This window comes from Ensifer sp. ZNC0028 (genome assembly GCF_000799055.1).
In the GTDB taxonomy this organism is placed as follows: Bacteria; Pseudomonadota; Alphaproteobacteria; order Rhizobiales; family Rhizobiaceae; genus Ensifer.
Window position 1 is genome coordinate 65,014 of record NZ_JTLA01000028.1, and the last position, 11,680, is coordinate 76,693.

Genomic DNA, 11,680 nt, shown 5'->3' on the forward strand with positions numbered 1-11,680 from the left:
CGATCACCAAAATCGATTTAAGTCCAAGATCAATCACAGAATTTGAGCGACGACAAGCCAGTTCCGCAGGCTTCGAGGATCAGGAGGATAGATAAGCAAAAAGGGCGCCGGCATAGCCGGCGCCCTTGAACAAATGCGATTGAAAACAATCAGTTTCCGAGACTGTTGATGTTGTCCGCGATCGAGAAGCCGGAATTGGCAATGCCGACCGGCTGGGCGACGAAGTTGAGGAACTTCGAGAAATCGACCGACGGGTGACGCGAGGCATAGATGACGTCGCGATTCTTGACCGGGAAGGTCTGTCCGACGATCAGGCTGTCAGGCTTGCTCATGTCGAAGCGGTAGACGATCGGGTAGCGACCGACGCTGTCGGTCTTCATGCCCTTGCGCAGCATTTCGTTGAAACGCTGCTGACCGAGCAGGCTCATGACCACATCCGGTTCTTCGTAACGGAAGATGAAGTAGCCCTTCATGTCGAGCGTGTAGTCCGAACCACCGCCAGCAAGGCCCATGGCCTCGAGCAGGTTCAGGTCGTTGGCGCCGAATTCGACGCGCTGGTTGGCCTTGACCGCACCGAGGATCGTGAAGCGGCGCGGATCGCGCGTCACGAAGATCTGGTCGCCCGGCTTGACGTGGATATTTTCCGACGGGTTTTCGATGATCGACTTCAGAAGAACCGTTCCGGTCTTCTTGCCGCGCACCAATGTGACGAAGGTTTCATAGGGCTGCGCGACCGGGCCGCCGGCCTTGGCGATGACTTCGTTGATCGTCTCGTCGACGAGGCTGAGCGGCACCACGGACGATTTACCGACAGCGCCCGACACCGTAACGTTGCGCGACGCGGTGCTCATGCTCGTGACGATGACGTCAGGCTCGACCGCCTTCTGCTTCAAGGCTTCCAGAATTTCCTGGCGCGCCTGCTCCAGCGTCAGGCCGGCAAAACGCACGGGCCCGACATAAGGTATTGCCGCCTTGCCATCAGGCTGGACGACGAGATCGATGCTTGTCTGCTTGGAATCCTGCGTCGAGAACAGGCCGTCGCTGCCGGCTTCGAAGATCGAAACCTTGAGGGCGTCACCGACGCCGATCACGACGCGGCCGACGCCGCCGCCGACGCCGAAACGGCGATTGAGCGTCGAGGAGACATAATCGGAAACGAGACGTGCGGAGCGCCCGTCCACATCGACGATGTCGAAAACCGTTGCATTCTGGCGGCCGATCTCGGCGCCGGACTGGCCGGCATCCTTGACGATCGCCCCAGCCAGCGGCCCCTCACCAGGCACAGCCTGGCATCCGACAAGGGCGGAACAAAGCAGAAGGGCACTGACTCGTTTCAACTACGACACTCCACATTCGGCACAGCCATGATTTTGCTCATGGTTCCGCGCCGCATCATCCCCCGGCAGGGAATTTCGCCGGTCTCTGAAAAGCACAATCGCCGTCCCACAACAAGTCACCCAAAGACCAAGACGGGCAATTTATTTGAGCCCGCGTCTTTCTGGTCATACCTTCGATACCTTGAGCGTGGTTTGTCGCCCAATCCGACTTGGACTGGCGTTGACAGCGTGTATATCTTCAGTCTTTGGGGTTGAAAGCTAGGGACTTTAAGTTAAAAGCTGACTAATGAGGCGGAACGAATATAGCTGGGGATAGCCCACAAGCATGACGATTGGCGATTGCATTTCGACCTCCGCCGCGCAATCGCAGGTGCAACTTTAACGGCATTTTAGAGCGTTCGATCATACATGGCTGTTGAGATTATTGGGCGTGCATGCCTCGCCCCTGGAGCAGAATCGCCCTCGGCGTTGTTCAAACTTCTACGTCAGGGCAAGTGCACCGTCACCAGCATTCCATCGGATCGCTGGGACGTCGCGCGATTCTGGCATCCCGTCATGGGCACGCAGGGGAAGACCTATTCCTTCGCGGCCGGCGTGCTGGATCAACTCTACGATTTCGACCCGGCCGTCTTCGGCATGTCGCAGCGCGAGGCCATGTATATGGACCCGCAGCAGCGCGTGCTGCTACAGCTTGCCTGGCGGGCGCTTGAAGACGCCAACATCTCGTCGACGTCGCTGCACGGCGAAAACGTCGGTGTCTATATCGGCGCATCGAGCCTCGACCACGCCAACCTGACGGTCGAGGATCCGGCCGCAGCCGGCCCCTATTTCATGACCGGCAACACGCTGTCGATCGTGTCCAACCGCATCTCGCATATCTTCGGCCTCAGCGGCCCGAGCATGACGGTCGATACCGCCTGTTCCTCCTCGCTGGTCGCACTCGACCAGGCGATGCGGGCCCTGACATCGGGCGAGATCGACACGGCGATCGTCGGCGGCGTCAACATCCTTGCCCACCCCCTGCCCTTCGTCGGCTTCGCCCAGGCGCGCATGCTGTCGCCGGAAGGCCTCTGCCGCGCCTATGACAATGACGGCGCCGGCTACGTGCGCGCCGAAGGCGGCGTGGTCTTCGTGCTGCGCCGTTCTGATCGCGCACGCCGCGAAAAAGACCGCAGCTATGCGCGCATCGTCGCGACGGGCGTGAATTCGGCCGGGCGCACCAACGGCATTTCGCTGCCGTCGCGCGAAGCCCAGGCCAATCTGCTGAGAGCGATCTACGAAGGCAACGGCATCGACGCCAATCAGGTGGCCTTCGTCGAGGGCCACGGCACCGGCACCAAGGTCGGCGATCCGGCAGAAGTCTGGTCGATCGGAACGGTCATTGGCGCCAAGCGCCGGGCGCCCGTGCCGATCGGCTCGATCAAGTCGAACATCGGCCATACCGAACCCGCCTCCGGCCTCTTCGGCATGCTGAAGGCCATGATGGCGCTCGAGAACAATTACCTGCCGGCGTCGCTGCATTTCGATACGCCGAACGAGCATATCGATTTCGACGGCCTGAACGTTCGCGTCACGGCAAACCCGATCGAGCTTCTGCGTGGAAAGCGCGCGCGCCTCGCCGGCATCAACTCTTTCGGTTTCGGCGGCGCCAATGCGCACGTCGTTATCAGCGACCCGGAACCGGCCGCCGATGAAAAGGCCGTTAACCCGTCGTCCTCGGGACACGTGTTCCTCGCAAGCGCCCATACGCAGTCGAGCCTGGAAGCCCTTCTCAAGGATTACAAGACGGCTTTCGCGCATGCTTCCAAGAGTGAAGCCCGTGCGATGATCGCCGCATCGGGTGCCAACCGCACCCATATGCGCCATCGGTTTGCCGCACGCAGCGACCAGCCTGAAGATATCGTCCGTGCAATCGCCAGCCACCTGGAAAAGCCCGGCTCGGACATCGGCGAGGTCGGCGAGGCCGTCGCTCGCGACGCCAAGGTCGCGTTCGTGTTCTCCGGCAACGGCTCGCAATGGGCCGGCATGGGGGTGGAAGCCTTCCGTGAAAACCTGCATTTCCGCCAGTGTTTCACCTCGGTCAGCGCGCTGTTCAAGTTCCATTCGGACATCGCGCTCACCGATCTCCTGACCGATCCTGATCTCGACAAGAAGCTTGCCGACACGAAGATCGCCCAGCCGCTGCTCTTTGCGGTGCAGGCCGCCCTGTCGGATTCGCTGGTTGCCATGGGCATCAAGCCGGTCGCCGTCTTCGGTCACTCCGTCGGTGAAATCGCCGCTGCCTATGCCGCCGGCGCGCTGTCGCTCGTCGATGCCGTTTCGATCGTTGCCAAGCGCTCGCTGCACCAGGACCTGCTTGCTGGCCATGGCACGATGGCTGCCGTCATGCTCGGTGAAGAGGCTGCTCGCGCTTTCGCCGAGGCTCGCGGCCTTGACGAACTCTGCGTTGCTGCGGTCAACGCCCATAACTCCGTGACGATCTCGGGCCCGGCCGAACAGATCTCGGCCTTCCGCGATGCCGCCCGCAAGGCGAAGATCCCGGTCCAGATCCTCGACATCAACTATCCGTTCCACCACCCGATCATCGACCGGGCGAAGGATGCCTTCCTCTCGGACATCCCCGATATCGCGCCGCGCCGCACCGAACTCGCCTATCTCTCGACGGTGACGGGTGCCGCACTCGAAGGCACGCAGCTCGATCCGGAATACTGGTGGAAGAACGTTCGCGAGCCGGTCCGCTTCCAGGCGGCCGCAGAAGCCGCGATCGAAATGGGCTGCCGCCTGTTCATCGAAATCTCGCCGCGCCCAATCCTGTCGTCCTACGTCAAGGAGACGATCAAGCAGGCAGCCGCCCCCGGCATGGTGGTGCCGACGCTGCTCAGGGACGTCGCCGAAAGCGGCCAGGATCCGATTTCGGCCGCGATGGCGCGTGCCGTTGCGCATGGCGCCGTGGTCGACACGACCCGGGTCTTCGGCAAGCGCAATGCATCGATCGCCCTGCCAAGTCTGCCGTTCGAGCCCGTCGAGCTTCGCCCGGCGGCGACGACCGATGCCACCGACCTCTTCGGCCGGATTGCCAGACCTTACCGCCTGACCGGCTGGCGCAGCGATCCGAACAGCGGCAGCTGGAAGAACCATATCGACGCCCATCTCTTCCCGGACCTTGCCGAACACGTGGTGGACGGCAAGGCGATCTTGCCGGGCAGCGGCTTCATCGAGATCGCCGTCGCTGCGGCACAGCAGTTCTATGGCAGCGACGAAGTCGAGATCACCAATCTGGAAATCGTCCGGCCGCTGGAACTCAGCGACACGAAAATCATGGAGCTGTCGACCGTCCTGTCGCCAGAGACCGGCGACCTTGAGATCCGTTCGCGCGAACGGCTGTCGGAAGACGACTGGGCCGTACATGCGGTTGCCCGCTGCCGCAAGCCGCTGCCGGCCGGGGATCGCGCCTATCCGTCGCTTGCGGGCCTCGCCAAGACGGCAACGGTGGCACCGGGCCGCGCCTATGAAACGGCACGGCAGTTCGGCCTAGACTACGGTCCCCGCTTCCAGCTGCTCGCGAAAGCAGTTGCCTACGGCGATCGCCTGGTCGATGTAGAACTGAAGACGGCCGAAGCCACCGGACACCCGCTTGTCAGCTATGCGTTGAACCCGATTTCGGTCGATGCGACCTTCCACGGACTGGTGGCCCTCTTCGACCGTTTCACCGGCGACAAGAGCGGCGCACCCTATATCCCGGTCCGTTTCGGTTCGGTCCGTGTCGTCAACGGCGGCCTGCCGATCGCGCGCGCCATGATCGAAATCGAACGTGTCAGCGCCAACTCGATCAAGGCGAAGTTCCACTTCTTCGGCCAGTCGGGCGAACCGATCGCGCATTTCGAGGATTGCCGTTTCCGCCGCACCTATCTGCGCAAGCACAAGACGCTCGACGCGCTGTCCTTCCACTACGAGGCAGTACAATCGGAAGCCGCCCTGCCGGGCCTTCTGCACAACAGCCTGGCACCGGTCTCGATCGCCATGCCGGCCGCCGGCGAGGCTGGCATCGACAACGCGACGCTGCTCTTCAATGCCGCGATCTACCGCGCCTGCCAGGAGATCGCCCTCAAGCTCGGCAAGGGTCGTTCAACGATCCAGGGCGGCAGCCTGCCCGGCGATTTCGCGTTCCAGTGTTTCCTGACGAGTTGCCTCTACGTGCTCGAAGATGCCGGGCTTTGTGAGCACAAGGATGGTATCTGGACCGTCGCGCAGGAATTCAACCTGCCGAGCGTGTCTGAAATTCTGAGCGAACTCTACGGCGAACGGCCTGACCGCGCCGTCGAAGCCGTGCTGATCAACAATGCCTACGCGGAAGCGCTTGCCCGCATCGACGCCCTGCATGCGGGCGACGAAGCGGCCTCGGGCTCGAACTTCATCAGCGACGCTACCATCGACCATCAGGCGGTTCACTCGGAGGCAAGCCGTCAGCGCATGGCCTTCGTGCTGGAAGCACTCGAAACAGCGCTCTCGACGCAGCCCGCCGGAGCGCGTCTGCGCATCGTCGAGCTCGGCAGCGTATCCGCCGGTTTCACCCGACGCCTGGCGACGCTTGCCGAAAAGCATGGTGCAAGCCTCACCGTGTTCGAAGCGCGCGACAACGCCCAGCGCGGCCTTGAACTCTCCTTCGAAAACGACGCCCATGTACACATCCTCAAGAAAGGCGAACTCGCGACGTTTGCGGCCTTCGATCTTGCCGTCAGCGCCTCCGATGGGTTCTACGGCCTGATCGAGGACGATGTGACGGTTCGCACGGCGTTGCGTACCGCACTGCGTCCTACCGGTGGCATCATCGCCGCGGTCAGCGCGCCGTCGTTGTTCAACGACTTCGCGCTTGGCCTGTCCGAGGGTTGGTTCGCTCGCAGCCAGACGGCGGAGTTTCCGATCGGCAACCTCGCGGCTGCGCCGCACTGGCAGAAATGCCTCGACGATCTTGACCTGCGCGACATCGACATTGCCGACCGCGAATGTGCAAGCGGCAACGTCATCCTGCTCGAAGCGCGTGGCACAGCTGCTGCTGCCCCAGACGTGGCGGTACCGGCGTCCAGCCCCTACCTGTTGCTGGAGATCGCTGGGCACGAACAGCGCGGACCGTCTGAGCCAGCCGTTCGCGTCAGCCTGACCGGCGATGCGACTGCGGACAAGGCCGCGCTCCTGCCAGCCTTCGAGGCGTTGGGGGCCCAACCGCTTCGGGCAGTCTTCCTCGCCTTGCCGACGGCCGCGTCGCGTACCGACGATTCCGCCTCTCTGCAAACGCAGATCCTCGCGCTCGGGGCGTTTGCCGAAGCGTTGCGCCAGCATATCGGCGGTGCAGAGCCAGCGGAGGACAAGCGGCCCCGTCTGGTGCTTGTTGCGCCTGGCGGCGCACCGATCGCCAGCCGGACGGTCGGCGCAGCGGTCGCAAGCGACGGCGTCAATGCCGGCCTCTGGGCCTTCGCCCGCGTGCTTCAGAACGAATACGAGTTCCTCGACGTCCACTCGCTCGACATCGACGGTTCGCCGGCGACGGCTGCCCAGATGGCTGCGGCATTGCCGCTGCTTGGCGCCGCGGGAGCAAACCGCGAATGGCTGCTCGAAGGTGACGCTGGCGCTGCGCTTTCGGAGATCCGCGCCGTGCCTGGGCCAGTCGACAATGCGCACGCAGCAACAGCTGCCTTCAATGCTGCAACCATCCGCCAGCGCGTCAGCTCCCAGGTCGGCAGCATCGTCTGGGAAGAAAGCGACATTCCCTCGGCAGGCCCGGGTGACGTCGTCGTCGCGGTCGCGGCCACCGGCCTCAACTTCCGCGACGTGATGTGGGCGATGGGCCTTCTGCCGGAAGAAGCGCTCGAAGACGGCTTCGCAGGCGCGACGATCGGCATGGAGCTTTCCGGCCATGTGGTCGCGGTCGGCGCCGGCGTCGATGACCTCGCCGTCGGCGATGCCGTCATGGCGATTGCGTCCTCCGCCTTCTCGACCCACGCGGTCGTTTCGCGCGCCGGCGTCGCCAGGTTGCCGCAATCGGTCAGCCCGGTCGCCGCAGCGACGGTCCCGGTCGCATTCCTGACCGCCTATTACGCGATGGTCGAGCTTGGACGGATCCAGCCTGACGAGACGATCCTCATCCATGGCGCCGCCGGCGGCGTCGGTCTTGCCGCTCTGCAGGTCGCAAAGCTGAAGGGTGCCAAGGTCATCGCCACGGCAGGATCGCGCGAGAAGCGTCGCTTCCTGTCGATGCTGGGCGCCGATCACGTCTTCGATTCCCGTTCACTCGACTTCGTCAACGACGTTCGCGCCGTAACGGACGGCGAAGGCGTCGATCTCGTGCTCAACTCGCTGTTCGCCGAGGCCATGGAGCAGAGCCTGGCGCTGGTGAAGCCGTTCGGCCGCTTCCTTGAGCTTGGCAAGCGCGACTATTACGCCGACAGCAAGATCGGCCTTCGGCCGTTCCGCCGCAATGTCAGCTATTTCGGCATCGACGCCGACCAGTTGCTGGTCAATCAGCCGAAGCTGACCAAGCGGATCTTCACCGAGATCGGCGCGCTGTTCGAAGACGGCAAGCTGACGCCGCTTCCCTATCGCGCCTTCGACTTCGACGAGATCGGCAACGCCTTCCGGCTGATGCAGAATGCCGGGCATATCGGCAAGATCGTCGTGCTTCCTCCGGTCGCCGGCACGCATCGTGTCGCCAAGCGTCCGCATGGCGGCATGAAGGTCGATCCGAACGGCATGCATCTCGTCGTCGGTGGCATCGGCGGCTTCGGCCTCGCTGCCGCCAACTGGCTCGTCGAAAAGGGTGCGACGAAGGTCGCGCTCTGCTCGCGCCGTGGCCAGGCGGATGCCGAGACGACGGCGATGATCGAGCTCTGGGCGAAGGCCGGCGTTGCCGCCACGGTTCATGCCTGCGACGTCACCGATCCGGCAGCGACGGAGCGCCTGCTCAAGACGCTGCGCGCCGTGGCACCGCTGCGTTCGATCGTCCACGCCGCGATGGTGCTCGACGACGCGCTGATCAGCAACCTCAACCGCGAGCGCAACCGGCCGGTCATCGATACCAAGGCCAAGGGTGCCGCGGTTCTCGATCAACTGACCAGCGGCGACAAGCTCGACAACTTCATCCTGTTCTCGTCAGCGACGACCCTCGTCGGCAACCCCGGACAGGCGAATTACGTCGCGGCCAACGGCTATCTCGAAGGTCTCGCCCGCGCCCGTCGCGCCCGCGGCCTTGCGGGTCTCGCCGTCGGCTTCGGCGCGATCGCGGACAGGGGCTACCTGGTCCAGAACACGGACGTGAACGACATCCTCGCCAAGCGTATCGGCAAGACGGCGCTGAAGGCGCAGACGGCGCTCGACATGGTCGAAAGCCACCTGGCCTTCGATCCGGGCACCGTCGATGCGGCAACCGTGATGATCTCGGAGATCGACTGGTCGGCGGCACGCAATCTGCCTGTCGCCAAGAACGCCCTCTTCGAAGTCATCCTGCGCAGTGCCGACCAGCATGCGACGGGCGGCGAAGGCACCAAGATGGACCTCGTCGCGATGATCGAGGGCAAGTCGCCGCAGGAAGCCGAGGACATTCTCTTCGATCTCGTCGCCGGCGAGATCGCCGCAATCCTGCGCGTATCGAAGGATACGGTCACCCGCAGCAAGGTTCTGAAGGAAATCGGCCTCGACAGCCTCATGGCCGTCGAACTCGGCATGAGCTTCCAGCAGAACACCGGCTTCGACATGCCGCTCAGCGGCGTCGCCGACAACACGACGGTTGGCGATGTCGCGCGCAAGCTCTATGAAAAGGTGAGCAAGCGCGACCAGAGCGACGATGCCGAACCCGCCGACGACAAGATCGTCAGCGAACTTGCGCAACGGCACGTCGGAACGGCGAAGGAAAAAGCACAAGGCCAATGAGCACGAACGGAAACGGTCCAGGCGCATCCAAGATGACCAGCAGCCTCAAAGAGAACCTGCTGGACCGGATGAGAAACACGCATCAATCCTCCGAGCGCAACCGCATGGCGCGTTCGGAGCGGGAGATGCCGCCGCCGGCACGCCGGCAGCAGGCCCGTTTCGAAGACCTGCCGGAATACAAGCAGGTGATGACGCAGAAGTTCGCAAGCGAGCAGCTCGGCATCGCCAATCCGTTCTATCGTGCGCACCAGACGGCGGCGGGCGCGACCACCGTCATCGACGGCCGGAAGCTGATCAACTTCGCCTCCTATGACTACCTTGGCCTCAACCGCCATGCGGAGGTGCTTGCGCGGGCACGCGACACCATCGGCACCTTCGGCATCTCCGCCTCGGCGAGCCGCCTCGTCGCCGGCGAGCGCCCGGTGCATGTGGCGCTCGAAGAAAAGATCGCCAGCTTCTACGGCGTCGATGCTGCGGTCTGCTTTGTCAGCGGTTATCTCACCAATGTGGCGGCGATCAGCTGCCTGATGGGGCCGAAGGACCTCGTCGTCCACGACGAGTTCATCCACAACAGCGCCCTTGCCGGTGTCAAGCTCTCGGGCGCGACACGACGCCTGTTCAAGCACAATGACGTCGCCGACCTCGAACACGTGCTGCGCACCGTTGCCGGCGACTATCGCCGCATCATGGTCATCGTCGAGGGCATCTACTCGATGGACGGCGATGTCGCCGACCTGCCGGCGCTTCTGAAGCTTAGGGCCGAATATGGTTTCTGGTTGATGGTCGACGAAGCCCATTCGCTCGGCGTTCTCGGCAAGACCGGCCGCGGGCTTGCGGAACATTTCGGCGTCGATCCGCGCGAGATCGATATCTGGATGGGGACGCTGTCGAAAACCACGTCGAGCTGCGGCGGCTATATCGCCGGCAGCGAAGCGTTGGTCGAAGTGCTGAAGGCCTCGGCCGGCGGCTTCGTCTACAGCGTCGGCCTTGCGCCGGTGCTGGCGGCTGCGGCTACCGCGAGCCTGGAAGTTCTGGAACGGGAGCCGACACGCACGGCGGCGCTGCGCCGCAACGGCGCCCTCTTCCTCAAGCTTGCCAAGGAAGCGGGGCTGGACACGGGCCTCTCGAGTGGATTTTCCGTCGTTCCGGTTCTGGTTGGCGATTCCTTGCGTGCAGTCCAGCTGTCGAACGACCTGCTTGCCGAAGGCGTCAATGCGCTGCCGATCATCCACCCGGCAGTTCCGGAAGGGCTGGCGCGGCTGCGCTTCTTCATCACCAGCGACCACACGGAAGAGCAGATCCGCCGCACGGTAACGCTGACGGCCGAGCGTCTGGCCGACCTTACCGCACGCAACTTCGGCCTCGGCGGCATCGACATCGACCAGATGATGAAAGCGCTCTCGGCGCGCTGACCTGACCGCGTGTGCTGCCGGGTCATGTGGTTGCCGAAGCAGAGCCGCTTCGCACTCTTCCGAACTCTGGAGCGGAATACCAGCATGACGCATGTGATCATTACCGGTGGCTCGAGCGGTATCGGATTTGCGGTCGCATCGATCTACGCGGCGCGCGGGGCGCGCCTCTCGTTGATCGCCCGCTCCCGTGGCCTCCTGGAAGACGCCCAAGCGAAACTTGTCGCGTCCAGCGGGGCGAACGCCGACAGTATCCGGATCGAGGCCGCCGACGTCGCGGTGGAAAGCGATGTCGAAGCGGCGATCCGGCGGTGCGAACAGGCTTTCGGCCCCTGCGACATCCTGGTCGCATCCGCCGGCATCGTCGAACCCGGCCGGTTCGAGGAACTCGACAGCGCCTCGTTCCGGCAGCAGATGGACACCAATTTCTCCGGCACGGTGCATGCGGTCCGCGCTGTCTACGACAGCATGAAGCGGCGCCGGCGCGGCCGGATCATGATGATCTCGTCCGGCGCGGGGCTGCTCGGCATCTACGGCTATTCGGCCTACTGCGCCTCCAAGTTCGCCGTGCACGGCTTTGCCCAGGCTCTGCGTTCGGAAGCTCGTCCGCACGGCGTCAGCGTCTCCGTCTGCTTTCCGCCGGATACGGAAACGCCGCAGTTTCAGCGCGAGCTCGCGGCCCGACCGCCGGAAGCCGCCACGATCATGGGCACGGTCAGGCCCTGGCCAGTTGAAGCGGTGGCCAGGCGGATCGCCAAGGGGACCGACCGCGGCCGGTTCGAAGTCTATTTCGGCACGACATTGTTTCTCCTTGGCCGCTTCGCTCCCACCATTCGTCCCTTGCTCAACTGGTGGTTCGACCGGGCGATTGTGCGGTGCGGCAACACGGCGACGCATAATCGTGGAGTGTCCGAGCACCGGACCTGACGGTGCTTGTACCTAGCATCGATAAGATCTAAGTGTCGGGCGGACGCTGTGCCGCATAAAGCGGCATCGGCCGGCATGAAGACATGA

4 protein-coding genes are annotated in these 11,680 nt (G+C 63.7%); 3 read left to right on the forward strand and 1 reads right to left on the reverse strand.

Features of this window, described 5'->3' with window-relative positions:
- Positions 1–149: 149 nt before the first annotated feature.
- Positions 150–1,337, reverse strand: coding sequence for a polysaccharide biosynthesis/export family protein (locus L981_RS06660; protein ID WP_043613126.1), 1,188 nt, complete (start codon positions 1,335–1,337; stop codon positions 150–152).
- 408 nt (positions 1,338–1,745) lie between these two features.
- On the opposite strand from L981_RS06660, the gene L981_RS06665 reads away from it, so the two are divergent.
- From L981_RS06665 to L981_RS06675, 3 genes are all read left to right on the forward strand, one after another.
- Positions 1,746–9,257 carry a type I polyketide synthase gene (locus L981_RS06665; RefSeq protein WP_043613127.1) on the forward strand — a complete coding sequence of 2,504 codons (7,512 nt, stop codon included), beginning with the start codon at positions 1,746–1,748 and terminating at the stop codon, positions 9,255–9,257.
- Positions 9,254–10,669, forward strand: a complete 1,416-nt coding sequence (locus L981_RS06670) for an aminotransferase class I/II-fold pyridoxal phosphate-dependent enzyme (protein ID WP_043613128.1) — start codon at positions 9,254–9,256, stop codon at positions 10,667–10,669. The genes L981_RS06665 and L981_RS06670 overlap by 4 nt, the downstream gene beginning before the upstream one ends.
- A gap of 84 nt (positions 10,670–10,753) precedes the next feature.
- The gene (locus L981_RS06675; protein ID WP_052201632.1) at positions 10,754–11,593 is read left to right on the forward strand and encodes an SDR family oxidoreductase; all 840 of its coding nucleotides are present in this window, start codon (positions 10,754–10,756) and stop codon (positions 11,591–11,593) included.
- Positions 11,594–11,680 lie beyond the last annotated feature (87 nt).

Bases quoted from the DNA above. Each gene is read 5' to 3' on its own strand.
- L981_RS06675 (WP_052201632.1), top strand. From the start codon at position 10,754: ATGACGCATGTGATCATTACCGGTGGCTCGAGCGGTATCGGATTTGCG.
- L981_RS06665 (WP_043613127.1), top strand. From the start codon at position 1,746: ATGGCTGTTGAGATTATTGGGCGTGCATGCCTCGCCCCTGGAGCAGAA.
- L981_RS06670 (WP_043613128.1), top strand. From the start codon at position 9,254: ATGAGCACGAACGGAAACGGTCCAGGCGCATCCAAGATGACCAGCAGC.